Consider the following 26,042-nt stretch of genomic DNA (forward strand, 5'->3'; position numbering starts at 1 on the left):
GTGAACTGATATCAGTTCACCTTTTTTATGCCTGCTCTAACCGCGATTCGTTTTTTCCTGAATCCGGGCCGAGCTCAAGACCAACTCAAATCCTGTTTCCGAAAAGGCATGCTCCGCACCCGCTTTCCGGTAGCCTGATATATAGCATTGGCGATCGCGGGGCCAACAGGACCCACTGGCGCTTCGCCAATAATCGCGAAGCGATCGTGTCCCGAAAGCGCATCGAAGTGAATATTGATCTCCGGAATATCGGCCATTTTGAGTAGAGGCAAACCGTCAAAGTTGCCCTCCATGATGGCGCCATCTTTAATGGTTAAGCCTTCGTTGAGCGCCATATTCAGGCCGAATACGATTCCGCCCTGGAGCTGTTGCATCACAGCGTCTTTATTCACGATACGACCGCAGTCAAAGGTGAAATCGATACGGTGCACCTTGAGCTCACCCGCTTGACTCACCTCAACATGTGCCACCGCGCAAACAGTAGAACCGGCCTGCTTTGAGCCGGAATGTGGCCAGTTGCTGATGGCGATTCCGCGTCCCTGTCCCTTCGGCAAGGACTCACCCCAGCTTGCCTTTTGGGCTGCGATGTTAAGGCAATCCGACCAGGCCGGGTCCCAGTTTTCCAGCAATTTAAGGCGAAAATCCAACGGGTCAGCAGCGGCGGCGACAGCACACTCATCAATAATACTTTCCACGGTGAAGGCATGAGAATTGTAGCAAGGAGCACGATAAGCTCCGGTGGCAATATGGGTGAGCAGCTTACTGGTGGCCAATCGCATGTTCGGTATTGCGCCACTGGCCGCATAAACCATATCACTGTAACCCAGGCTCAGTTCCATACCGCTAAAACAGGTCTCACCCTGCAATGAAATCAATGCACCCTGCTCATCCAGGCCCGCTTTATAGCGAGCAGCAACCGGGGTTCGATACGAACCTTGACGAGTGGTTTCTTCCCGCGACCAGATCACTTTCACCGGCACACCCGGGTACTGTCGGGCAATGGCCACCACAGCCCGAACATCATCACCGATAACACGGCGTCCGAAGCCACCCCCAACCAGGGTCTGGTGAAAGGTAACCTGGTCGGGTTGCAGCCCACTTTCGTCAACCGCCACCCAGAAAGCCTGCTGCATATCTTGTGTGGGGTGCCAGAACTCAAGCCCATCCTTCGTATAGATCGCCGTGCCGTTCAGCGGCTCCATTGCCGCATGCTCACAAAAGGGTGTGCGATAGGTGGCTTCTACCGTTTTGGCTGCCGGTACCGAGACGTCGCCGGCCTTGGTGAGCGCGGAGCCGGACCACTGTTCAAGCACACGGTCCTGACGTTGGTGTATTTTTTCCTCGGAAGACCAGAATGGACCCAAACCCAGATCCCACTCCACCGGCAACGCATCCAGAGCTTTTTTCGCCTGCCAGTAGTGCTCGGCAATCACCGCGACCCCACCGTGACATTCAGAGCCTTCAAACCCGAATGTCGGGTCTGCCTGTACCGGCGATCCCACGCGACCTGCGGGGTCAATTACCACCACGGCTTTAACTCCTGGCATATCCAGCACGGCTTTCGGGTCGTGGCTTTTCAACAGCCCGCCATGCACCGGACACTGCAGGATAGCGGCATACACCATTCCCGGCAGGGTGACGTCAATACCATAGACAGCGGTGCCTTTCACCACTTCCGGAAGCTGCAGCTTATGAGGTTTGGTTTTACCCAACAGGCGCCATTCTGCCTGCGGTTTCAGCGAAGGCTCGGCACTCAGCTCCACCCCGGCGGCCTCTTGCGCCACTTCGCCAAACCGCAGCGTACGGCCACTCGCTTTATGACTCAGCACACTGTCACGGGCCACCACATCCGTGACCGGCACTCCCCAACGTTTGGCCGCCGCTAGCTTTAGCCGTTCGCGCGCACTGGCACCCAGCTGCAGGGTATAAGGCATGCGATCGTGATCGGTGCTGTGACCACCAAAAAAGGGCTGCAGACCGACCGCGTAACTGCCTGGCTGCTGGTGTTCCCGGCTATAGGATGCAAATTCAACTTTGACATTCTGCCACGCACATTCCAATTCCTCGGCGATGTTCATCGCCTGTTGGGTAGAAGACCCGTTGCCGATCTCCGGAGTTGGCACAGAAACAACAACCGTATCGTCGGGCAAAATCTTCAGCCACGGCGAAAACTCATCCGCGGCGGCATCAGGGGTTGCTGCCTTCGAGGCAGCTGCATTTGAATTGGAGGGAATCAATTGCAGCGATAAGCCGCCAGCCAGTACGCTGGCAGAAATCAGAAATTTACGCCGGGACATCGCCGGATTCAGCAGCTTGCCCTGCCGGTATTTTCGCATCAGATAATCAGGATTCATGCTTTTGTCTCCTGTGCCGCACGATGGATCGCTGCACGGATGCGCGGATAGGTGCCACAACGACAAATATTGGATAGTTGGGCGTCAATTTCTTCGTCTGTGGGGTCTGGTATGCGCTTCAGCAGTTCCGCCGCCGCCATCAACACTCCGGCCTGGCAATAGCCACACTGGGGCACATTAAGCTCAACCCACAACGTCTGCAGGATATGGTCTCCGGATTCCGACAAGCCTTCAATCGTTGTGATTTCAGCATCGGACACCGCCTGCACCGGGATCTGGCAGGAGCGCACCGCGGCGCCGTTAAAGTGCACAGTGCAGGCACCGCACATTCCGACACCACAACCAAATTTTGTGCCCGTCATGCTCAAGTGGTCACGCAAAGTCCACAGCAAGGGGGTTGAGGGATCAATATCCAGAGATTTTGGCTGCCCGTTGACCGTAAATTTAATGGCTGTCATTACAATCCCGCCCTTGATTTGGCCAACGCTTCAAAGTCGGCATTAATTTTCGCCAGCTTTTCATCGGACATCGCTTCCCGATCAAACTTCTGCATAAAGTTGAGGGTGAAGCCCCGTCCCTGACCGATATCCGGATGAGTTGAAAAGCCCGGCAGATGCTTATCCACAATATCCCGAGCCTCCGGATCGTCCAATATCACGCCCACCAGTGTAGAGCCCGAGGTATAGACCACGACCCCCGAACCTTTCAGCTCTTTCAATTCGTCATCAATGGCGGCCAATTTGGCGTCGGTGATTCTGTCTGGGTAGTAGGGCTGAATGTCTTTCAGGGTCAAGGCTTTCGCCACTTCAATCTGACGCAATTCAGCAATGCCGGGGATATGGCGTTCCAGCACCTCTTTGGCTTCGGAAAATTCCAATAAGGCGCCGACATTCGATTCGGCCACCGAATAGGAAATACCGGGGAGTGTCACTGTGGGTTCCTGGGAAGGCATGAAGTTATAAGCGGCTATTCCCAGCGCCGCTAACAGCAGGACAATGCTGCCAATAATGAGAAGTTTACGTCGAGACATGAAATGCAGACCACTGATAATTTGTTATTATGCCACTAGTGTACACCAGTGTTGTCTACATACAAAACCCCTCGGATACTATCGGGATTTATCCCGCCTGATTTGCAGATATCGCCATTCCCGCTTGCTGTGCCAACATAGAGAAGCCGGCATATTGCTGTTCATTCAAACCTGTGCCAGACACCGCACGATCGGCATAGAACACACCGATTGGCTTGCGCGAAACAATGATAGGGACAACAAAATACTCGTGGTAGCCTACCGCTTGCTGGATTTGTTCGGTGTGTAAATAACTGCGCCCCGCCATGAGTTTTGACCCCATCCAAAACTGCTGGGACAGCATAATCGCCGAGGTAAATACATTTTCTTCGTTCAGGAGCAGATTAAACCGGGCCTTGAACTGATCATCGACCTGCCCTTTAAACAGTTTAGGCAGAAGTTGCTTTCGGTCTTTAGTGACCAGTGCCATCACCACCCGCTCCATACCAACAGCATTGCACATTCCCTCCATAACCAGCCCCAACATAGCGTTGACATCCATTCTTCTTTCGGCGATCAAAGCATTGAGCCGCTGCATTATATCCATCTGCAACTGAACATCTCCGACTTTGTCTGGTTCGTGTTGCACGCTGTCCCGCGCGCCATTGGAAACAGGTTTGATTAGTTCTGGCTCGTTTACGGGAGCCAGAACGTCTGAACCGGGTATTAAATGGCGAACTTTCGCTGCGCCGTATTGCACCGCCAACTCTTGTGACAGATCAGCGGTTCGCTTAATCTCGTCGAGCGCGTCGCTAACGCTGATGTTGCGGTATTTTGCAATCTTATTCACCACGGCTTTGACCGGTTCTGCGTTCCAACCTAATCCGGCTACCTGGCTTAATTCATCGGCCAATAGAACAGCCTGGGCTGATTTGCTGGGCGTTCCCACTTTGTTTAGCGCTTCAATCAATATGCCGCCCAACTCCCAATGCCTGGCCAAGGCCAGCGAGATTTGATCAAAGCTGCAACCCAACACTTCCCTGGCAGCGTCATTGACGGACACCTCCTCCTCACTCAACAACTCATTTAATTGGCGGCTGATCTCATCGTCTCGCGATAACATGGCCAGCTCTGCAAAATGCAGCAGTAAAGTGGATATGAAAATCTCTTCCTGATCCGGGGTTTTTGCGCCAGCTAACATGCTCCGCGCCTGCATAGCTGCGTGAAACGAATTGGCGATCTGGGCCATCAGGTACTGAGATGGGTTACGCTTCAAAACGTTGTCGAGGATCTGCATGGACAGGGATATATCGCGCACCGTAGTAAAACCCAGCATGACGATGGCATAGGTAATAGTCTTAATATTACCGCCAAAGCCTTTGTAGACTACGCTATTGGAGATCTGCAAAACCCGCGAAGTCAGACTGGGGTCTTTTAAGATTTGCTCCGTGAGCTGCGAAACCCTCGCGTCGTCATCGGAGGTCAGCTTATTGAGTTTCTGAACCGTCTCCGCAAGGGCGGGCATGTGCTCCTCATCGAGAAGGGCTACCCAATCGTCAACCGAATTACTTTGTTGCACCAACATTCCAGCTCTCTTGTTATGACTCCTGCTCAATTAATCTTAGCCGACGAATCGAAAGCTGTTGGTCATATTGGTGTTGTTAGGGTTATCAATTCGGCCCGTACCGGGTTTGCGTTGAAATGCCCGGTACCCGGGAGACATTGGCATTCCGGCTTTAAAACTGAGGATAGAAAATACCCAGTTTATTGCCGTATGAGGAGTTAAAGTCGCCAATAACGCCCTTCTCGGTGACCAAGAAGGCGTCTGGCTCGAACAGCGGCCCTTGTGTCTGGGCTATTGCGGTAGGAGCAAAGAAAGTTTGTCCCTCTGTTTCTGACTGCAATGAACCCGACTGCCAGAACAACACCGACCCTTTCAGGTAATCGGCTATCAGAAAGCCACCGTCATAGGGCAATAAGTCGTCCAGGACCGCTTGCTTGCGCTCGAATAGAACCTCCACATCACCGGGTGTGCCATCGCTATATTGCTTGATGCGCCCCAACACCCCGGTGGTTAGCCGGTGTTGAGCGGTAAAGTACAAATCATCATCTTTCCATTTCAAACCGTTGAACAGCATGCCCGGCGCACGCTTCCAGGTGGATATACTGTTGACTTCCAAAGGACCGTTAAAGGTGACCTTGAAAACCCTGGGTGCACCGTAATCGGCTATGTACAAATCGCCGGCCGCATCCACCGCCACTCCGTTCGGGATGGTAATCTCACTAAGTGGACTTATGATTTCCAGATTCATAGTGGGGTGCAACCCCGGCAGATCCGGATCGATCTGATGAGCACCAAAAGGCTCGATTTTGCTTGCTATCAAATACGAGTCAAGCAGTTCCGGAATCCGGGTTCTGGAGCAGACTCCGTAAATATATTCACCGCTCTGCGCAAGACCCTCCACCAAGCAACTTTCGTGAAACGCGTCCAGCTTATCGTAGCGACCATGCTGATTTTTAAAAATTTCAAATACATTCTCCCCGCCTGACACAAATAGCCTGCCGTCCGGAGTAAAGAACAGGTTTTCTGCATCAGGGATGCCGCTCACCACCGTTTCTGTTTTCGAATCGCAAGCTGCGATTAATAATACTGATGCAGTCATCAATATTAACTGTACATACAACACGACGGTATTTTTTATTTTTGATATAGCACTCATAACAATGACATTCCCTGTCTTTTTTTGATTTTATGTATTTATTATTCATTCGAGAATTACACACACGCATATTTCAAAACGATAAAAACGCTTCCGAAAACAGCGAGAAATATCGAGTATATAAAAAGCCGAATCGAAGCGATATCAAATTCACCGGCTTTCGCCACTGCATCCAGCCTCCTATGGTATGCATCCAAGCCATAACAATGCGCGCTTTAGCCAGCACTTTACCGTTGACCCGACGCCCCGCCTTTTACCCGCTCCCTCATGCCCTGGATCATCGCAAAAAATACCGGGATCACCGGCGTACCCAGCACCAGCGCAGCGGTCATACCCCATAACACGGAGTTACCCAGCGACATTTGCGAAAACATGCCGGCCCCGGACGCGAACACCAGGGGCAGAATACCCAGCACGAACGACAATGCTGTCATGCAAACTGCACGAAAACGCATGCGGCCTGCCTCAGCCGCGGCTTCCATTATTGAAAGGCCTTTCTTAACCCGCATTTCCAGTGCGAACTCAACAATCAGAATCGCGTTCTTCGCAGCCAGGCCGATCAACAAAACCAGCCCCACCTGCGCGAAAAGATTGAGTTCGCCCAATTGCGGGATGCCGATTTGCTTGACCAGTAACAAACCGCCTATCGCGCCCGCCACGGCGAGCGGAACCACCAAGATAATCGCAGCAGGGATCGACCAGCTTTCGTATTGCGCGACCAAAAACAAATAAATGAAGATCATCGCCAAGGCAAAAGCAATCATTGCCTGATTACCCGCTTTTTGTTCCTGATAGCTCATACCGGTCCATTCAATCTGGTAACCGTCTGGCAACTGTGCCCGGGCAACACGCTCAAGCTCTGCCATGGCTTCGCCACTGGACACCCCGTCGGGCGCAGCAGCCCGTAAAATCGCCGAGCGGTATAGGTTATACCGGTTACCCACATCCGGCCCCAGCACCGGCTCAATACTGATTAACGTTGATAGCGGTACCATATCGTTACTGGCTGAACGCACATACAGCTGCTGAACATCACTGATGCTGGAGCGGAAGTCCGACTCGGCCTGCATCATCACCCGATAGGTTTGTCCGAATTGAGAAAAATCATTGATGTAGGAAGAACCGAGCTGAGACTGCAGAGTCGAGAAGATTGAGGTCAGAGATACGTTAAGCACTTTCGCTTTTTCGCGGTCAATATTCACAAGGTATTGGGGAACATTCGCACGGAAGGTGGTGTAAACGTTTTCCAGCAAGGGGGACTGATTTGCAACTGCGGCCAGCGATTGGATGGCCCCGGCCAATGCCTCATGGGAACGCCCCTGGGTATCTTCCACCACCAACTCCAGTCCGCCGACCGCGCCCATTCCCGGTATGGAAGGCGGCGGAAAAACCTGCACCAGTGCTTCCGGAATCGCTTTATACGCCATGCTATTAATCCGCGCTGCCACTGCAAAATTAAGATCTTTCAACTCCGGCCGGTGTTGCCACGGTTTTAACACGATAAAGCCAAGCCCGCTGTTGCTCTGGGCAGCACCAGACAAGATGGAATAACCGGTGATCAAAGTGGTGCTTTCGATTGCCGCATCCTGCTCCAGCAGATCGGCCATTTTTTCCATTACCTGATTAGTGCGTTGCAGAGAGGCGGCATCTGGCAATTGCACGTTCAACATCAAAACCCCTTTATCTTCAACGGGAACGAATGCGGAGGGAATGACATTAACGCCCCAATACAGCAATGACATAGCGACTACAAAGAACACGACAACAATACTTTTACGAACTAGCAATGCACGCACCAAGCGACTATACCCATTGGTAACGCTGCCAAAACCACTGTTGAACCGCGCAAACCAAGCCGCGTCCGCTGTGCGACGTAATACCAGGCTAGCCACAGCTGGGCTTAACGTCAGGGCATTTACCGAAGACAACACCACTGCGACACAAATAGTGACTGCGAACTGGTTGTACATTACGCCAGTGATACCTGGCAACATCGCTACCGGCACAAACACCGCCAACAGGACCAGCGTAGTGGCGATGATCGGACTGCTCACTTCTTCCATGGTCCTCATAACCGCCTGTTTGGTAGAAAATTGCGGATTCTCGCGCAGGATCCGGTCGGTGTTTTCTACCACCAATATGGCATCATCTACGACAATCCCGATCGCTAAAATCAATCCGAATAGTGTCACCGTATTAATACTCATATCCAGCAGCAACAAGACCGCAAAGGTGCCGATAAGTGAAACGGGAATCGCAATGGTCGGTACCAGCGTCGGACGCCAGTTACCGAGAAATACAAAGGTGATTAACACAACCAGCCCCACGGCCATAAACAGCGAAGTGGTGACCTGTTTTACCGACACTTCCACATAACGCGTGGTGTCATAACCGACTTGATAATCCAACCCCTTAGGAAAGCGCTTCTTAAGTTGTTCCAGTTCCGCTTTCACCGCGTCGCCGGTGATCAAAGCGTTAGCGCCGGGCAACAAATAGATAGCCACCGTGGTGGACGGTGCCCCCATGAAAGTAGAATTCACTTTGTAATCCAATTGCCCCAGCTTGACCTCCGCCACATCCTTCAGCCGCACTACAGCGCCTTCATCGGACACCCGCAGCACCACGTTTTCAAATTCTTTTGCGTCTGTAAGCCTGCCTTTTACCTGCAACGTATATTCTGTGCTCCTATTGCCATCGGAAGGAGGGGCTCCGATGCGACCCGCCGGAACCTGCACATTCTGCTCCCGTAGCGCAGCAGCGATATCGTCGGATGTAATGTTGAGCGCCGTCATTTTTGAGGGGTCAAGCCACAACCGCATGGAATAATCAGCGGTGCTGAATGTGGTGGCGTCGGAAACCCCCGGCACCCGTTTCAGGCTATTCTGAATATTGATCATGGTGTAGTTGGCAATAAACAAAATATCCAGGCTTTGATCCGGTGAATACAAATTGATAGTAAACAGAATATCAGGCGATATTTTGGAAATCGTTAGCCCTTGATTGCGCACATCCGCGGGCAAACTGGGCTCCGCCAAGGCCACCCGGTTTTGTACCCGCACCAGCGCCATATCCGCATCGTCACCCACGCCAAACGTAATCGTTAATCTATAGCTGCCATCATTGGAGGAGCCGGAAGACATGTACTCCATACCTTCCACACCATTAACGACATTCTCGATAACCTGACCCACGCTTTCTTCCATTACGGCAGCCGAGGCTCCAGGCCAACTCGCTCTTATCGAAATCTGCGGTGGTGCCACCTCAGGATATTCGGATACCGGCAGCAATTGCAGAGACACCAACCCGGCCAACGTGATGACCAATGCAATCACCATGGCAAATTTAGGACGCTCGATAAAGGTTTTGCTGATCACGAGGCGTCCCCATCCGTTGCCTGAGTGGCAGGTTGATAGGGCGCGGTCTTCACGGTGTCGCCCGGCCGCGCTTTCTGGACACCCCGAATAATGACTGATGCCCCTTCTTCCAAACCTCCAGTCACTACCACATTTTCATCCACCCGCTCACTGGTGGTTACATTGACCCGGCTTACTTCACTCGCGTCGGTGACGGTCAGCACATAGGTTCCCTGCTGGTCGACCTGAACAGCGGATTGCGGAACCATTAATACGGAAATGGGTTTTTTAACCCTTAAAGTTGCCCTTACATACATTCCCGGGCGCAGGACGTCCTCCGGATTCGCCATTCGTGCCCGCACCTCCACGGTCCCTGTGGCGGTGTCCACCCGGTTGGAAAAATAATCCAGGGTACCCGTTTCGCTATACCTGGAATCGTCCGGTAACGTCAACACGACCTCAATGTCCTTGGCGCTCGGCTGACCCGGCTTGCGCGCCCTGGTTGCCACTATCAGGGCCTCTGGCAGCTGGAACACAGCGTCCATGTCGTTCTGTCCTACTAACGTTGTCAAAGCACCCGATTGCGGCCCGACGACATCACCCACCGCGTGGATAGAGCGCCCCAAACGCCCTGCCTGCGGCGCAGTTATGGTGGTGTATTCCAGATCGACTTTAGCGCTCTCCAGGGCGGCTTCAGCGGATTTTACAGCGGCTTGCGCTTCCTGCATGGCGGATTCCAGGTTATCCAACTCAGCACCCGAGATATAACCGTCTTTTACCAATGTTTTGCCCCGCTTATAGTTTCGGGAAGCGTTCGCGTCACTCGCCTTGGCTTTGGCCAGATCCGCTTCAGCCTTGTTCACCGCTGCCCGGAATGGTGCCGGATCAATATCGAATAATTTAGCACCGGCCTCAACCTGATCTCCTTCAGTGAAGTGCAGCGCGATGAGCTTGCCTGTTACCTGTGCCTTAATCGAGACATCGCTGCGCGATTGAATTCTGGCGTTAAAGCTCGCGTTGGGTTGATAGGCGTGTTTTTCTGCGGGCAAGACCAGGACTTCGGGCACCGGCTTGGCTTGCTGTTCCGTTTCCTCACACGCCGTGAGCATGAATAAAGCCAAAACAGTCAGCATTGGTACTGTTAAACGAAATACCATTCGTCTCTCCCTGTGTCATTGATAACAATCATTGCGTTAAAGATAACCGATCTATACCAGTCCAGCCATGCATAACCCCGTATTTAGCCCCTCAGAAACGTCGGTAATTATTGATATCTGAAGCTGCAGAATTTCTTCGCATGGAACAATGACGGCGAACAGGCCAATTGATACAGGTTAACTTACAGCTCTTGCGGTTTAATCATTAAACCGGATCCATGGCAACCTTATTTAAATCCAATAGTGTGAAGTGTGTCGACGTCATTGCAGCGATATATCCAGGATAATCGGCCCACTACCAATCCGGTCGACACCCAAAAACTTTCCGTCGACCTTTCAGCGAGCAAGACGCTAACTTCCAAACAGCAGCTTATTAACGGACTACTTATGCGACTCATTCTTTCTACTTTGTGCGCGATTTCATTCGTGGTTGCAGCAGTAATATGGTGGGGACGCGGCGCACTGCCCACCGCTGCAACCAAGTCAGAACAACCGATTGCCATTCAACATCAACCGGGTGCAGCAGATGAGCAGGTGGTTACTAGCGAACCCGTCAATGCGCTTGCTGCTGCCAACAAGCCACCGCCGTCGATCAAACATATGGCTAAAACCGACGGCGCCAACGACGCCGACGAAGCGGATTCGATTGCAGCACTCAACGAAGACTACCCCGACCTGGATATGCGGCTGCATGAAATGAATGGCCGAAGCGCAGGAAAAACATACGACCCGGAAGAAGTTAAGCAGGTCTTGTTTGAGGAAAGTGCCTGGGAAGCCAGTGACAAGCCGGGGGACGAACTGGCCCTTAGCGATGAAGAAATCGGTGACGGCCGCGAATTTATCCAGTTCAAACGGCTAAAACTGGATTCACTGGTTGCCGGAGATCAGCTGGACATACCCATCAATCAAACGGGCAAAACTTATCAGGCGGAAATTACCCAGGCGGTTGTTAATTCAGACGGCAGTGTCACCTGGAACGGACAATTAATGGATGAGCTGGGAGACGTTTCCAGCGAGTCCGGCTCGCCTTATTCGGTAACAATCACATCAGGGCAAGCTATCGTTTCCGGTGGAATTTTCACACCGGAAGGTCACTTTGTGATTGAGGCTGTAGGAGAGCAGGGCTGGATTGCGAATGCGTCCACTCTGTTTAAGTTTGACGAAAACAAACCGGATTACGTCATTCCGGAAACCCATTAAAACAACATCCATTACCTATAAAAAAAACCAAATTACAACGTAACTGACCCAAACCATTTAAAGGAGTTATAACCATGGACAAAGGTATCAGCCACCACCTTAAGGCAGGCCTTGCCGCTGTCGTGTTCGGGGGTATCGCGCAAGCGGGCCATGCGGCACAAATCGATTTACTGGTTTTGTATGATGATGCCAGCGCATCTCAGCTCAAGGGCGAGCCGGCTGTCGTAATGAAATCCTGGCAAGATCAGATCAATACGATGTACAAAAATAGTCAGGTTGATCTGCAACTGCGGGTTGTCGGTGTGGAAAAACACAACGAGACCGGCACCAGCATGAGCCGTGTTCTGGATAACATTCTGAGATCATCAACGGTAGCGGAAAAGCGCAACAGAGTCGGTGCCGACTTCGTTACCCAACTGCATGAAACAGGCAACTGTGGTGTCGGCTACCTTGCCGTTGATGCTAATTATGCATTCAATGTGCTCGGTGCAACCTGTGGACCCGCAGCCCTTGCTCACGAGCTGGGCCACAATATGGGCCTGAACCACTCACGGGCACAGGGCGATACAGCCGGTGCCAAATATCGATATGCGCTGGGTCACGGCGTGAACGGTGCGTTCGGCACATTGATGACCTATGAATGGTATTATCGCGCCAGCAAAATGTCGGTGTTCTCCAACCCACGAGTACAATGCCGTGGCTACCCATGTGGTGTGGCTGAAGGCCAGGCGGATGAGGCTGACGCAGCCAAAGCGATCAATAACGTGAAAACATCGCTTGCTAACTTCCGCCCCACCGTCATTCCCAACGGCAATACAGACCCGACTCCGCCCGATCCGGTCGAACCCACTGATCCCACAGAACCCACCGATCCGGGTCCAGGCACAAACCCCACAGTTAAAGACGGACGCTACACGTTGAAGGTGGCATCGAGCGGACGCTGCCTGGACATCTATCAATCCGGCTGGGGCATGAACGATGTCGTAGAGTGGAACTGCACCCAGGCTGCCAAACAGCAGTGGCAGTTATCCAGCGTGGGCAACGGCTTCGCAACGTTGCAAGGCGTCAGTACTCAGGCTTGCCTGAATGTCTCCTGGAGTAGCAGCCGCTCCGGTGCCAATGTCATTCAGTGGACCTGCACAAACGATCGCGCAAGCCAGCAATGGAAATTAGTACCCAAAGGCAATAAATACCAGGTAGTCGCCCGCCACAGCGGTATGTGCCTGGATGCGCAAAGCAAAACCAATGGCGGTAGTGTAGTGCAGGCAACGTGCAGTGATGCAGCAAGCCAGCGCTTTACTTTGACCGCAATTTAATCCCAATTACCACCTGCAAGAAAAAAGCCCTCCTGCCAATGGAGGGCTTTTCACCCTCCTTCTAATGACCACCTTTTACCGTCACTATGCATATGGTATATTTGCGCCCGTTTTACCTGCGCGGATCAGCCGAGCTGGTAGCTAACTAATTTAGACTAACGGTCAACTCTTTGCCGCCCTCCCCTTCGAGACACGCATTCACTTAAAAGCAGGACTAACCCTTTGATTTCTACCGCGAACATCACCATGCAGTTTGGTGCTAAACCACTTTTTGAGAACATCTCCGTCAAATTTGGTGGCGGTAACCGCTATGGTCTCATCGGTGCCAATGGCTGTGGTAAATCCACGTTCATGAAAATTCTTGATGGCAGTCTGACCGCCACGTCCGGCAATGTGTCGATCACCCCTAACGAACGAGTGGGTAAATTGCACCAGGACCAGTTCGCGTTTGAAAAATACAGCGTAGTCGACACGGTGATTATGGGACACACGGCACTATGGGAAGTAAAACAGGAACGCGACCGCATCTATTCACTGCCGGAAATGACGGAAGACGACGGCATGAAAGTCGCGGAGCTGGAAACCCAGTTTGCAGAAATGGATGGTTACACGGCGGAAAGCCGGGCCGGGGAAATACTGATCGGCGCGGGCATTGATCAAAGCCTTCATTTCGGCCCAATGAGCGAAGTGGCTCCGGGTTGGAAACTGCGTGTTTTGCTGGCCCAGGCTTTGTTCTCCGATCCGGATATCCTGTTGCTGGACGAACCCACCAACAACCTGGACATCGACACAATCCGCTGGCTGGAGGACGTCATCAACGAACGCAAAAGCACCATGGTGATTATCTCTCACGACCGCCATTTCCTGAATGCAGTCTGCACCCACATGGCGGATATTGATTACGGCGAACTAACGGTATACCCCGGCAACTACGATGATTTCATGACCGCGTCAACCCAAGCCCGCGAACGCATGCAATCCCAGAACGCCAAAAAATCCGCCCAGATAGCCGATTTGCAGCAATTTGTCAGCCGCTTTTCTGCCAATGCGTCTAAAGCTAAACAAGCCACCTCGCGCGCCAAGCAAATTGAAAAAATAACGCTGGATGAGATCAAAGCCTCGAGTCGTGTGTCTCCCTATATCCGGTTCAATCAGGATAAAAAACTGCACCGGCAGGCATTGATCCTTGAAGATCTGGCATTTGCCTATGAGAACGAGGCGCTGTTCAGCCAAGGTGAATTAATTCTGGAAGCGGGCACAAGGCTGGCCATTATCGGCGAAAACGGAGCAGGTAAAACCACACTGTTGCGCTGCTTGATCAACGAGTTATCACCCACACAAGGCACCATCAAGTGGGCAGAAAATGCCACGCTGGGATATTGCCCGCAGGACAGCAGTGCCGATTTCGATATGGATATGACACTGTTTGACTGGATGGCACAATGGCGTAAACCGCGTCACGACGATCAGGTGGTACGTGCGACCCTGGGAAGGCTGCTGTTTTCAGCCGATGATTTCAATAAACAGGTAAGGGTCTGCTCCGGTGGGGAAAAGAACCGTTTGCTGTTTGGAAAACTAATGATGATGGATAACAATGTCCTAATTCTGGATGAGCCCACCAATCACTTGGATATGGAAGCGATTGAAGCCTTGAACCTCGCGCTTGAGCATTACGAAGGAACACTGATCTTTGTCAGTCATGACCGGGAATTTGTATCCTCCCTCGCAAATCAGGTAATTGAGATAAAACAGAAAAAGCTCAACTATTTCCAGGGCACCTACGATGAATTCCTGGCGCACCAGTTATCATCAGTTCAATAGAATGACAGAAGCCAAACTGCATGGAGGAACACCATGGCATCGCTACAAGATCAGTTGCTGAAGGCCGGAATGGTCGATTCAAAAAAAGCAAAAAGACTTGATAAAGAAAAGAAGAAACAGGCCAAGCTGGCACGCAAAGGCCAGGCCGAAGTAGTGGATGAAGCGAAAATTCTGGCGCAGAAAGCACAAGCAGAAAAGGCCGAAAAGGACCGCGAGCGTAATCATAAAGCCAAACAGGCAGCAGAACAAAAAGCCATTGCCGCACAAATCGTACAGCTCATTGAAACCAATAAAATTGATCGGGGCAAGGGCGATATCGGATTTCAGTTTGTTGATGGCAAGAGCATTAAAAAGATTTATGTCAGCGGGGAGCAACAAAAGCAATTGGAGAACGGCCAGATCGCCATTGCCATATTGAAGGGGCAATACGAGTTGGTGGCCGCTGCGGTAGCCGAAAAGGTTCAGCAGCGGGATCAAACCACCATCCTTTTATTAAACACGCGCGCCCAGACCAAACAAGATGAAGCTGAGGAAGACCCCTACGCCGATTTTCAGGTTCCGGATGATCTGATGTGGTGAACACCCCAATTGCCGCCTGATCTAGATTCGATTCTCACAGATTCACTATTAGCCGGTCTCCGGATTTTTCTGCTTTCCCGGAGGCCACTGCCCTGATCTGCTACTGTTTAGCTGGAAATACTATCGGGTTCTCCTTTTTTAAATAACACCGTTGTTCGCTTCTAAAAAGCACCTCTGTTATTACGTCGCAGCACCAATCTATCTGAATATGCGTTTAACCTCGGACATTTCTGTCACTTTTTTTGACGCCGGGCCAGCGCCTCCATCACCACCGTCAATTAACCAGCGACTCAGCTAGCCTCTTGAATAACAAAATCGTCTGCTTAACCGACTGCAGCAGGCAATCGCCGACGCTCAATCGACAAACTCCACCTGCCAACCTATTCTTAAATCAACCCCCACGTTAAATCGCTTATGAGGATAAGAAGTACATGAGCTATAGAATAAAACCAGAGTTTGCGGCTTACGGGCTGGCCGGATTACTGTTCCTATCTGCACCGTTAACTGCAACAGCCGGTAACCTGGGTATAGCAGCCAAAGCCGGAACCCTGGGCCTGGGTCTGGAAGCAGACTACATCATCAATGACAAATTCTCTGTCCGCGTTCAGGGGAATCAGCTTGACTACGATTACGACCTGGACGAAGACGGTATCGAATATCAGGCAACATTGGAATTAGCCACCTTCGGTGCATTGCTTGACTGGCACCCTTTCGGCGGTGCATTCCGTGTCAGTATCGGTGGCTACAGCAATGGCAACGAAGCCAGCGGTGTTGCCGGTGGTCCAGGCGAATACCAAATCGGAGATGACATTTATGTTGTTGACGATAATGACGAGTTCCGCATGAGCGCTGAAATAGGTATGGGTGACAGCTTCGCTCCCTATGCAGGAATTGGCTGGGGTCACTCGACCAGTAACGACGGCGGTCTACTGCTTTCGCTTGATGTCGGTGTCTTGTTTCAAGGCGAGACCACGGTTAATCTGACAGCCTCCGGTTCCGTCTATGATACGAACTCCGATACCACCATTGACGTAACGAACAACGCCGAATTTCAGAATCAACTGCGCACAGAAGAAGCCAATTTACAGGATGACCTTTCTGATTTTGATATCTACCCGGTTATTACCTTCGGTATTGGCTATCGGTTCTGATTAACTTTTTTTAGTACGCCGCCATCTCTCATCCGAGTTGGCGGCTTTTTCTAATCTAGCGAAAAGAACTCTGAGCAACTATCTAACCATCCAGGCAAGCGGAACCTGAGCTGTCCGTATCGATGTCCGGTAATACCGCCACATAATCACCCAACCATTTATAGAACGCGTCGACCGGCATCGGTCTGGCGATGTGATAGCCCTGGGCCAGATCGCACCCCATGGCTTTCAACAAATCCAGGGTAGGTGCATCTTCAATCCCTTCTGCAACGACAACCAGGCTCAGGTTGTGCCCCATGCTCAGAGTAGTACGGACGAGCAACTGATCATCGCCGCTGGTCGCCATATCCATTACAAAGCTACGATCAATTTTAATTTCATTCACTGGCAGACGCTTTAGATACGACAGCGAAGAATAACCGGTTCCGAAGTCATCAATCGACAACCGAATTCCCGCTTCGTTAAGCTCACTCATCATTTTCAGTGCATGATCCGGATCGGTCATTACTGCCGTCTCCGTCAGTTCCATTACGATATCCTGCAGCGAGATATTTTCCTCATCGGCCAACAGCTGAATCTTCTGGCTAAACTCGGCATCCTGTAAATTACGTGCCGATATATTAATAGACAAGGCGATATCAAAACCCTGGCGGGTCAAACTGGATTTTATCTGGAAAGCATGGCGGCAAATCCAGTAGGTTAACGCATGAATTACTCCGGTGCGCTCAGCCAAAGGAATAAATTCGTCAGGGGGAATAAATCCATATTCCGGGTGGATCCAACGAATAAGTACTTCTGCCCCTTCTACTTTGTTTGTTTTCAATGAAATCTGTGGCTGAAAATACAATTGCAACTGATCGCTTTCAATAGCATGCCGCAGCTCCCCAAGTAACGATATACGTCGTTCGTTATAAGGGTCGATTTGTTGAGAATACACTGCCAGTTTTTCATTGCTGCTTTCGGCAGCTTCCAATGCAATATGAGCATTACGGATCAGATTTTCACTGTTCGTTCCATGTTCAGGGTAACACGCCATACTCGCCGTCGCGTCGATATCCAACGCCAACCCCTGATATTCAAAAGGTCGCTCCAGATCCCGCAGCAAGCGCAAAGCGACCTGCTGTGCTTCCGGCACTCCACAATCCGATAGCATCAAAGCAAAAGTCACTCCTTCCACTCCGGCAAGAAAATGCACCCCCGCGCTGTGCCGTTCCAAAGCCACCACTTTCCCTTCTTTTTCACAGGCAGCATTCATCCGTTGTGTTGCCAAATATAAAATGGCATCCCCATTGGAATGGCCGAGCGTTTTATTAAATTCGTGGAAATTATTAAGATTAAGCAGCACCACGGAAAACTGGGTCTGTAGCGCGGAGGAAACCAGCATTTCAATCTGGGTTTTTAGAAAGGTCCGGTTCGGCAAGCCGGTTATGCCGCTGTGCAAAGCACGGTGCATCAACCGTTGTTCGGCCTCCTGCAAACGCAATACGGTTTCATGCTGCGATTGCAACGCGCTGTATTTTTGCTTGCGTTCGGAATTTATGCGATCCGCCAACCCCAGAGAAAGCAACAACGTTTCCATCGCCGCGCCGACAAAAACCGCATTGTTTGTAATCGAGTTGGATGGCAAGACGGCAAGCAAGCTGAGGGTATATAGAAACACGCCGACAAATAACATCGCCCACCCCAGCAAAAAGAACCCCGCAGGCCGCGAGCCTTTTCTCCAGCACATATAGGTCATCACCGGCATCACTATACTCATCGCGCCGACATACAGTGTAATGGTTTCGCTGAGAAAATAAGGTGTTAACAAACGGAATAAAATGAGTCCAAATCCGACGTAAACAATCCACGAAATGAGGCGGTCCAAAAAAATATAGTAACGTTTCACATCGATAAAATGCCGCACAAAGAGCATGCCGGTAATAACCCCGACGCAAGTGGGTAACTGCAACATATACTCATTTAATACGGGATACCGGGGCCAGATAAAATAGTAGCCATAACCGGTTGTCATTAGAAAAGAGATCATGGCGCTGGCAATATAGAGAATGTAATAGAAGTAAGCCCGGCTACCAACAGAAAGACACAGGTACAGATTATAAATAATCATGGCACCCATAATGCCGAACAGCATCCCAAAGATATAATTGTTACTGAGTTCATACTGAAGGAAGATAGACGGCCGGTAGAGTTTCAGCGGCAACTGAATGCTGCCGTTCTTACGCATTACATTTACGTATACCTGATACTCTACTTGTGGCTCCAATAAAATAGGCTGCACGAAAAGTCGATGCGGAAGTTCACGCTGTTCCATGGGTAAGCCATAGCCAATATTGTATTCCTGAACGACCTTCTGATCGGCTACCACATAGATATTCACCCGCTTTAGTTGCGGATAACCGATTTCGAGTAACCAGGGAGTTTCACTCAGATGCTGCGGATCGTTATCTATGACTGTGAAGGTGGCCCACACCGAGCTACTACTGTGACCTAAATTGATTATGTCATTTTCGACGGGTGAAAAATATTCGTTACCTTTTGTTAAAACGTCCCTGATTGAAAGCGCAGCTTCCGTATCCTCGTAAACACCCAGATACACAGGTGACAGATTTACCTCACCAGTGTGGCTGTCTAATTGCAGCGGCTCGAATCCATAAGCCCAACTCGACAGACTTAGGACGGCCCATGTCAAAACCAGCTTGAACGTTGTATGAGATTGAAAATACTGCAAAATATTAGACCCATTTATCACTGCAACCCGACATCTCCGTGCCGGAATACAGCACTCTACCAACCCAAAATACATCTATAACGACATTAGTCTGGTGCGAGGTTTCAGTATAGATCACAATAAGCTGAACGAACGTTCACAGGCGGTCGCCGAAGGTGCTGCACTGAGACGGGAAAAACAAATCATCACAAAAAAACCGGACAGCTCCCGCTACCCGGTTTTCATTACCTTTTGAAACTAACCGTCCTACCAAACGCTTGTTGAGGACACGACTCAGGCCACTTTGGGTTCTGTCTTATCTTCCAGGCGAGTGGTCTTGGGTTTACATTGTTCTACTGCTTCCAGGAATTCCAGGCCCCATTGCCTAATGTCGTTATGCTCAACCACATGGAAAGCTTCCCGGATGCGCCCTTTCGCCTCTGCTTTTTTCATGGTCAATGCCAGATAGCAGGCGGTGACCATTTCGGACGGATCGTGGGGGTTCGCTAACACCGCCCCCCTCAGCTCTGCCGCTGCACCGGCAAACTCAGACAGCACCAATACGCCGGTGCCCTCAGTCATTCCCTGTGTCGCGACATACTCCTTTGCCACCAGGTTCAATCCATCCCGTAACGGCGTAATCCACATCACGTCCGCCATCGCGTAATAAGTCACTAGGTCTTCAAACGGAAACCCTCTGAGGAAGAACTGTATGGGCGACCAACCTACTTTCGAAAACCGGCCATTGATCCTGCCCACAGCCCGTTCAATATCATTCTGCAGATCACGATAAACCGTCATTTCTTTTGCAGCTGGCACGCACACCATCATTAAAGTGATCTTGGAGATCAGCTCGGGGTGATCTTCGAGTAAACGCTCATAAGCTAACAGTTTCTCCAAAATCCCTTTGGTGTAATCGAGGCGTTCCACGGAGAGGATCAGCTTGGTACCACTCAGTTCAAAGCGCAGTTGCGCCATTTTTGCCTTGGTACCCGGATCGTCCAGCACCGTTTTTACCCGGTTCATATCCAAACCAACCGGATGAGCCCCTAACCGCACTACGCGGTCGTTGACCTGTATTTCGGTGACCATTTCTTCCAGCCCGACCGCGCAGCCATAAGTCAGAAAACGCGGAGCACAACTCATACGTTCAAGTACTTTTACCGGTGTTACACCACGGACCACATCAACAAAATTTTCGGCCTGACGGGGGATATGAAAACCAACAAAGTCACACTGCAGCAAGCTGCCCACAATTTCCTTACGCCAGGGTAAGACATTGAAAACATCGGCCGACGGGAAATAGGTGTGATGGAAAAACGCGATGATGACATCAGGGCGCAACTCGCGCAAAAACGCAGGCACCATCCATAAGTTATAATCGTGAATCCATATGGTTGCGCCGGCCGCGGCTTCTGCAGCGGTGCGCTCCGCGAAATCCTTGTTCACCTTTAGAAACACTTCCCAGTGGTCTTCGCGAAAAACTGCCCGCTCCCAGAAAGTGTGTAAGGTGGGCCAGAACGCCTCTTTCGAAAATCGCTTATAAAAAATATCGACTTCTTCTTTCGTAAGAGGGACTCGCGCCGCAACCAGTTTCGGATATTGCGAAGCATCCACCTCGGTATGAGATTCGAACTTACCTTTGTTGTCGTCATGAATAGACCAGGCGACCCAGGACCCTTGTTTGCCATCGGCGAAAAAACTCAACAAGGTCGGGATTATGCCGTTGGGTGAAGTCGGCCGACGCCGAATCATTTCACCGTTTTCGATCACTTCTTCGTAGGGGAGCCGATGATACACAATCACCAGATCCGACTGGCCGGGCTCCAGTGTGTCCCGGGCTTCTGCCGCAATACCCTCCGGCCCTAAAAAGCCGAAGTGCTCAATCGCTTCCAGGATGCCACCACAGCCGGAGGCCTCGGCATGATAGACCCTTGTGTTATTTTCTGTGGCCTGCAATAACTTTTGTTCCGAGTCGCCAACGCAAACACCGACGTATTCCTGTTCGAACATAGTCAGATCATTCAGGGTATCCCCCGCCACCAACACCTGCTCGACACCAATACCGAGATAATCGATGAGCTTTTTCAGCGTGCCGCCCTTGTTGACTCCTTTCGGCAGAACATCCAGATAGCGCCCGGCAGAAAATACCAACTCACAATTCAGTTTCTCTACGATCGTTCGCAGCTCGTCACTCACCGATTGCTCTTCGCAAAAATAGGAACAACGCCGCTCCTGCGGAACTTCTTGACGTTGCAAACCGTGGATGTGCGCGACAGCCTCTTCAATAACATGCTCACCCGGCCAGCTCTGTTCGATATTGCCTTGCAACAAAGGCACTGGCTGCTGGGTGTGGCCGTCAACCACCGTACACCCCACGTCACAAATGATGTAATCCGGGTGAGGAAGCGTTGGGTCAGCAAGTAAGGGCAGTACAGATTCAAGCCCGCGACCGGTAACAAATACCAGTTGAATATCCGGATGCGATGCAATCAGTTGATAAAGTTTTAGCCGGCTATCGGGTTCGCCGGATAGAAAGGTTCCATCTAAGTCAGTAGCTAAAAGCATACAATACTCCTGGTCAAGGATGCGCCGGCCCTGCTATATCAGGCCTTTACACCATCTTCGTCCAAAACGTCCAGGGATCAGTGTGCCGAGCTTTGAATTATTATTTCCCGAATCTAAATTTCACAACTAGGTTCTGAACGACCGCTCACCCGTTAGCAAACAACAAAGCGCGGCAGCCTGATCTCTAGACCTATAGAGGATTGCTATTGACAATCCTATGATGGCGCTATTTATAACATGCAATAATTAAACCGTAAAGCAACGGGAGTTCTCGCCATTGCCGCCGCAGCTGGTTTTCAGGTCAGTCTACACTCTATTTGTAGGGTTTCAGCGTTACGCAACCGCCACAAAAATAAATACGCAAAAAATTAATTAGAGGTGCGTTCAGGCCAATTATTATTTTGGTGGTGACGCCCGGAATCGGAGACACCGTTGATTGCAATTTTTTCAAAACTAAGTCGGTTTCTACAAAATTATTGGTAAAAAGAGGTTCAGTTCCATTGCGTATATTGACTTCCACTGCTCACACCCAGTGCCATTGGTAGCGGGTTAAATCCTGATTAAAATGACCAGGCTTGACGCTACATCGTGTTGCAGGAAAAATCGGTGCCGAACTTGCTATGGCATGCAATCTACTCCTACCCTGCGTTCGGAGGAGATTGATTGTTGAAGGCAAGTGTACAATCATCACCACACTGTGACAGCCGCATCGGACCAACACATGCCTTTTCTGGAGCGCCAATCGTTAAAGCTACACTATCAAGTATTTGGTGAGCGTGCAGCAAACCTACCTGGCCACGACAAAGTACCCGTCCTGCTGCTGCACGGATTTTCCGGTAGCATCGAACAATGGCGAATGGCGGGGATGATTGAAGCACTGCAAGTCGATCACACGGTCATCGCGATTGATTTGCGGGGCCATGGGCAGAGCAGCAAACCCCGCTCGCCGCAGCAGTATGGGCTGCAGCAACGCCTGCATGATATCGTCGAAATGCTGGAACACCTGCACATTCCCCGGGTACACCTGGTCGGCTATTCCATGGGAGGCTGGCTGGGCTTTGGCATGATGACGCAGTTTCCACAAATGATTGCTTCGCTCTGTGTTGGTGGTTCCCACCCTTTCCACGACTCCATGGCCGCGTTCAGACAAGTACAGAAAGACCAGCCGGACACCTTTATAAAAGCGTTTGAAAGTTTTATCGGAGAACCGCTATCAACGCCGGCAAAAGCGATGATCGTGCAGAATGACTTGCAGGCACTCACCGCTGCAGCGCAGGATCGAGAAGATATGTCCAATGTCATCCCTTCACTGAACTCGATTCCGGTTATGCTTTTCTGCGGAGAGCTGGATCAAAGGTTATCCGCCATGGAAACCCTTGCGCAACAACTTACCCTGCCGTTGCTTGTGCTGCCGCGTGTAGGACACGCGTTGGCCCCCTTCGCCGGCCCCGCGCTGACCTCCGCAGTGAAAGCCTTCTTGCTTAACGTTTCTGCAACTCAGACATCCAGCTTTTGAGTACCACTGGCGGTGTGGGTTTTGCGGGATAGGCTAACACCACTCGACGGTACACCGTCATATTTGAAAACGACCGGGCGATAATTTTATGCTCCGGCTTAATATAACTCTCCGGTAAAATCGCCACGCCCACTCCTGCGTTCACCAGAGCAATAGCCCACTCTTCGGACTGGGCAGTCGCCACCACATTGAACTCCATTCCTGCCAATCGGGCGGCTTCGAGAAAATTATTGGAACAATATTCCCGTGCAATCAGGGGGGTCCCCACCAGGTCCATCATCACCAGATCCGGCTTCATCGCCAGTGCATGCCCTTCCGGCAGAGCCACCACAAACGGCTCTTTCCATAGCTCAATGCAACGCTCGTCGGCGCTTACATCCGTATCACAGACTATGCGCGCATCACACTCCGCATCTGCGGCTGCCAACCGAAGATCCAGAGGCGTTTGCCGCTGCAGCAGCGGCTCCAGCAGTGTCATCACCCGATTCACATTGATGGCGGTCATTAAACCCAGGGTAAACGTGGTTGCCTGGTCAACCGGTGAAAACATCGCGCGCAAGGAAGCAGCATCGCTCAACAAGCGCCGGGCGGCCTGATAGAGCCGATCGCCCTCGGTGGTGGCCGTGACACCCCGTTTGTGGCGCAAAAACACGGTAATACCCAGATTTTCCTCCAGGGCGGATACCGCCGCGGAAATGGAAGGCTGGGAAACGTGGCAACGCCTTGCTGCGAGAGTAATGTTGGCTTCTTCGTAGGCTGCAACAAAATAACTCAACGACTTCAGATCCATCAGCATTTCCTATCGATACCATCACTATCAAATATTATACAGATGGATACCACCCACGTAACCTACCTTTCTCATGTATCACGAATGACCCACCAATCACTTCTGGATAGGAAATGCAGGCCATGGCAACATCGACAATTTTCATCACCGGGGGCACCGGGCTCATCGGCTCCTGGACCACAGCAACGCTGACTCAGCAGGGGCATCAGGTGTACGTTCTGGCGCGCAATAGTGCCGCCAGGAAAGCGACATACCTTGATTGGATAAAACGCCATGGTGGCACGCCCGAGCGAGTGCAATTAGTCGAAGGAAACTTAAATAGTCCGGCACTGGGCATCAATCAGGAGGGCCTACAGCACCTGGCACAATGTCAGATCGTATATCACATGGGATCGTCTTTTGAGTGGGGCCTGAGCCGGCAACAAGCCCACCTGACCACAGTACAGGGCACCATTGAACTAGCACAGCAACTAGTGAAGATGCCGGACCTGAAGCAATTAATACATTTGACCGGCTATATGCTGAAAGCACCCAAGATCTGGGAAACGTTGCAGTTGAATGCCAACACCTATGATTACGCAGATGGACTGACTGCTGCCCAACAAGACCGGCTCTATCGACGCTTCAGCGCTTATGAAGCTGCGAAAGTGGTGGCCAGCTTCGAAATGTCGCGCCGGGCAGCACGCCATAAGCTTCCTCTCACGAATATAGAGCTGTGTACTGTGGCGGGTCATTCGCAAACCGGTGAGATTTTGCAGCCGCAGGGTTTTCCGCAACTGGTATATGGGGTGAAGAATAAATTCATGCCGCTGATACCAGGCAAAGCAGAGGACTGGATTCCACTGATTCCGCTGGACTATCTGGTGCAATTTATTACCGGCATTATTCATGTACCTCACACCATAGGACAGGATTATCTGGTCCTGGATGAGCGCACACCGAATTTTGCAGCGCTGTTGAAACTGATCGCTGAGCATCTGGATATGAAGCCGGCAACCCACCATGTGCCGAAGAAATGGGTCAAGTTACTGCTGAACCTGGGCTTGTCCCGTATCTCCGGCATGTCCGCAGAAACTCTGGATTTTTTGCAGCCTTATCGTTTCGATACCCAGGCCAGCCAAAAGGTGGCCGCTGAAATGGGGCTGGTGATGCCGGACATTACCGACGTTGTAAAAAGAACGGTGGCATTTTTGGCAGGTAATGAATTTGCCCAATTTCATACTGCCAGCTAGCGTCCGACTAGCGGAGGTTCACTTTGATCGCTACACTCTTGGCAATGCTTGATAGCATGCTCCATAACGCTATCAATTTAAGCCGGGGTTACCAACGCACGAGGAGCAGAACAATCAAGTCCATTTTCCGAATGAAACAAACGTTGGTTCTGCTGCTACTGCTGCTATTGGGTACGATGTTCTCCGGCTGCGAAGAAACACCGCTGGAAGAACTTATAAGCCAACATATCGACGCTATCACCGAAGGCATTGAAACCGGTAAACCCGATTTGGTACTGGAGCATTTTGACGAAGGTTTCAGTACCCCTTCGGGGCAGGATAGGCATTGGGTGAAGCGCATCATGCTGGCTCAAATGCTGCGTAAACAAACCATTCACGTGGTCCTCACCAATTTGACCATTGAATCACGGGACGACTTTACCACCGATGCGAGCTTCAACGTGCTGCTAACCGGCAGCCAGGGCTTGATACCCCGGGAAGGCGCGATCTATCAAGTGGAAACCCAGTGGCGTTTACAGGATGGAGATTGGTTAGTAAATTATGCAAGCTGGCGTAAGCCGTAGTCA

Annotated in this window: 18 protein-coding genes; 8 read left to right on the plus strand and 10 right to left on the minus strand. The window is 51.2% G+C overall.

Annotated features, from left to right (window positions below):
• Window positions 1-74: 74 nt before the first annotated feature.
• The 7 genes from FT643_RS12870 to FT643_RS12900 form a co-directional block, all read right to left on the minus strand.
• Window positions 75-2,354 (minus strand): xanthine dehydrogenase family protein molybdopterin-binding subunit, encoded by a 2,280-nt coding sequence (locus FT643_RS12870; RefSeq protein WP_156871809.1) that lies wholly within the window; start codon window positions 2,352-2,354, stop codon window positions 75-77.
• On the minus strand, window positions 2,351-2,812 hold the full coding sequence (locus FT643_RS12875; protein ID WP_156871810.1) for a (2Fe-2S)-binding protein: 462 nt from the start codon (window positions 2,810-2,812) through the stop codon (window positions 2,351-2,353). The genes FT643_RS12870 and FT643_RS12875 overlap by 4 nt, the downstream gene beginning before the upstream one ends.
• Window positions 2,812-3,384, minus strand: a complete 573-nt coding sequence (locus FT643_RS12880) for a hypothetical protein (RefSeq protein ID WP_156871811.1) — start codon at window positions 3,382-3,384, stop codon at window positions 2,812-2,814. Before FT643_RS12880 ends, FT643_RS12875 begins: the two co-directional genes overlap by 1 nt.
• Window positions 3,385-3,472: 88 nt before the next feature.
• Entirely contained in the window at window positions 3,473-4,948 is a 1,476-nt protein-coding gene (locus FT643_RS12885) for an HDOD domain-containing protein (protein ID WP_156871812.1), read from the minus strand.
• A 151-nt stretch (window positions 4,949-5,099) separates the two neighbouring features.
• Window positions 5,100-6,083, minus strand: a complete 984-nt coding sequence (locus FT643_RS12890) for an NHL repeat-containing protein (protein ID WP_156871813.1) — start codon at window positions 6,081-6,083, stop codon at window positions 5,100-5,102.
• 227 nt (window positions 6,084-6,310) lie between these two features.
• Complete coding sequence (locus FT643_RS12895; RefSeq protein WP_317622023.1) at window positions 6,311-9,457, minus strand: efflux RND transporter permease subunit; 3,147 nt, start codon at window positions 9,455-9,457, stop codon at window positions 6,311-6,313.
• Window positions 9,454-10,593: an efflux RND transporter periplasmic adaptor subunit gene (locus FT643_RS12900; protein WP_156871814.1), complete on the minus strand. Its 1,140-nt coding sequence runs from the start codon at window positions 10,591-10,593 to the stop codon at window positions 9,454-9,456. The genes FT643_RS12895 and FT643_RS12900 overlap by 4 nt, the downstream gene beginning before the upstream one ends.
• A gap of 252 nt (window positions 10,594-10,845) precedes the next feature.
• On the opposite strand from FT643_RS12900, the gene FT643_RS12905 reads away from it, so the two are divergent.
• The 5 genes from FT643_RS12905 to FT643_RS12925 all read left to right on the plus strand — a co-directional run bounded on the left by FT643_RS12905 (window position 10,846) and on the right by FT643_RS12925 (window position 16,660).
• Window positions 10,846-11,793, plus strand: a complete 948-nt coding sequence (locus FT643_RS12905; RefSeq protein WP_156871815.1) for a hypothetical protein — start codon at window positions 10,846-10,848, stop codon at window positions 11,791-11,793.
• 74 nt (window positions 11,794-11,867) lie between these two features.
• Window positions 11,868-13,109 carry an RICIN domain-containing protein gene (locus tag FT643_RS12910; protein ID WP_156871816.1) on the plus strand — a complete coding sequence of 414 codons (1,242 nt, stop codon included), beginning with the start codon at window positions 11,868-11,870 and terminating at the stop codon, window positions 13,107-13,109.
• Between the two features lie 222 nt (window positions 13,110-13,331).
• Entirely contained in the window at window positions 13,332-14,930 is a 1,599-nt protein-coding gene (locus FT643_RS12915) for an ABC-F family ATPase (protein ID WP_156871817.1), read from the plus strand.
• A gap of 33 nt (window positions 14,931-14,963) precedes the next feature.
• Window positions 14,964-15,509, plus strand: a complete 546-nt coding sequence (locus FT643_RS12920) for a DUF2058 domain-containing protein (protein WP_156871818.1) — start codon at window positions 14,964-14,966, stop codon at window positions 15,507-15,509.
• Window positions 15,510-15,940: 431 nt separating this feature from the next.
• Window positions 15,941-16,660 (plus strand): hypothetical protein, encoded by a 720-nt coding sequence (locus FT643_RS12925; protein ID WP_156871819.1) that lies wholly within the window; start codon window positions 15,941-15,943, stop codon window positions 16,658-16,660.
• A gap of 82 nt (window positions 16,661-16,742) precedes the next feature.
• Here the strand turns inward: FT643_RS12925 and FT643_RS12930 are convergent, their stop codons facing one another.
• Together FT643_RS12930 and ggpS are read right to left on the minus strand one after the other, a co-directional pair.
• Entirely contained in the window at window positions 16,743-19,352 is a 2,610-nt protein-coding gene (locus FT643_RS12930) for an EAL domain-containing protein (RefSeq protein ID WP_198043515.1), read from the minus strand.
• Window positions 19,353-19,664: 312 nt separating this feature from the next.
• Window positions 19,665-21,938 (minus strand): glucosylglycerol-phosphate synthase, encoded by a 2,274-nt coding sequence (gene ggpS, locus FT643_RS12935; protein WP_156871821.1) that lies wholly within the window; start codon window positions 21,936-21,938, stop codon window positions 19,665-19,667.
• Window positions 21,939-22,659: 721 nt separating this feature from the next.
• On the opposite strand from ggpS, the gene FT643_RS12940 reads away from it, so the two are divergent.
• A complete protein-coding gene (locus tag FT643_RS12940; RefSeq protein WP_156871822.1) occupies window positions 22,660-23,454 on the plus strand; it encodes an alpha/beta fold hydrolase in 795 nt (264 codons plus the stop codon).
• Here the strand turns inward: FT643_RS12940 and FT643_RS12945 are convergent.
• Entirely contained in the window at window positions 23,420-24,244 is an 825-nt protein-coding gene (locus FT643_RS12945; protein ID WP_198043516.1) for a LysR family transcriptional regulator, read from the minus strand. The two genes, FT643_RS12940 and FT643_RS12945, sit on opposite strands and share 35 nt — an antisense overlap.
• 122 nt (window positions 24,245-24,366) lie before the next feature.
• Here FT643_RS12945 and FT643_RS12950 point away from each other — a divergent pair, with 122 nt between their 5' ends.
• Both FT643_RS12950 and FT643_RS12955 read left to right on the plus strand, forming a co-directional pair.
• The gene (locus FT643_RS12950; protein ID WP_198043517.1) at window positions 24,367-25,476 is read left to right on the plus strand and encodes an SDR family oxidoreductase; all 1,110 of its coding nucleotides are present in this window, start codon (window positions 24,367-24,369) and stop codon (window positions 25,474-25,476) included.
• Between the two features lie 131 nt (window positions 25,477-25,607).
• Entirely contained in the window at window positions 25,608-26,039 is a 432-nt protein-coding gene (locus FT643_RS12955; RefSeq protein ID WP_156871825.1) for a hypothetical protein, read from the plus strand.
• The last annotated feature ends 3 nt before the right edge of the window (window positions 26,040-26,042 follow it).

It is taken from the genome of Ketobacter sp. MCCC 1A13808 (genome assembly GCF_009746715.1).
Classification (GTDB): domain Bacteria; phylum Pseudomonadota; class Gammaproteobacteria; order Pseudomonadales; family Ketobacteraceae; genus Ketobacter.

What these genes read in the sequence shown, in the direction of transcription:
- FT643_RS12900 (WP_156871814.1), bottom strand. Translation starts at nt 10,593, where the DNA reads ATGGTATTTCGTTTAACAGTACCAATGCTGACTGTTTTGGCTTTATTC.
- FT643_RS12910 (WP_156871816.1), top strand. Translation starts at nt 11,868, where the DNA reads ATGGACAAAGGTATCAGCCACCACCTTAAGGCAGGCCTTGCCGCTGTC.
- FT643_RS12920 (WP_156871818.1), top strand. Translation starts at nt 14,964, where the DNA reads ATGGCATCGCTACAAGATCAGTTGCTGAAGGCCGGAATGGTCGATTCA.
- FT643_RS12890 (WP_156871813.1), bottom strand. Translation starts at nt 6,083, where the DNA reads ATGAGTGCTATATCAAAAATAAAAAATACCGTCGTGTTGTATGTACAG.
- FT643_RS12870 (WP_156871809.1), bottom strand. Translation starts at nt 2,354, where the DNA reads ATGAATCCTGATTATCTGATGCGAAAATACCGGCAGGGCAAGCTGCTG.
- FT643_RS12950 (WP_198043517.1), top strand. Translation starts at nt 24,367, where the DNA reads ATGGCAACATCGACAATTTTCATCACCGGGGGCACCGGGCTCATCGGC.
- FT643_RS12925 (WP_156871819.1), top strand. Translation starts at nt 15,941, where the DNA reads ATGAGCTATAGAATAAAACCAGAGTTTGCGGCTTACGGGCTGGCCGGA.
- FT643_RS12885 (WP_156871812.1), bottom strand. Translation starts at nt 4,948, where the DNA reads ATGTTGGTGCAACAAAGTAATTCGGTTGACGATTGGGTAGCCCTTCTC.
- FT643_RS12875 (WP_156871810.1), bottom strand. Translation starts at nt 2,812, where the DNA reads ATGACAGCCATTAAATTTACGGTCAACGGGCAGCCAAAATCTCTGGAT.
- FT643_RS12945 (WP_198043516.1), bottom strand. Translation starts at nt 24,244, where the DNA reads ATGGATCTGAAGTCGTTGAGTTATTTTGTTGCAGCCTACGAAGAAGCC.
- FT643_RS12880 (WP_156871811.1), bottom strand. Translation starts at nt 3,384, where the DNA reads ATGTCTCGACGTAAACTTCTCATTATTGGCAGCATTGTCCTGCTGTTA.
- FT643_RS12955 (WP_156871825.1), top strand. Translation starts at nt 25,608, where the DNA reads ATGAAACAAACGTTGGTTCTGCTGCTACTGCTGCTATTGGGTACGATG.
- FT643_RS12940 (WP_156871822.1), top strand. Translation starts at nt 22,660, where the DNA reads ATGCCTTTTCTGGAGCGCCAATCGTTAAAGCTACACTATCAAGTATTT.
- ggpS (WP_156871821.1), bottom strand. Translation starts at nt 21,938, where the DNA reads ATGCTTTTAGCTACTGACTTAGATGGAACCTTTCTATCCGGCGAACCC.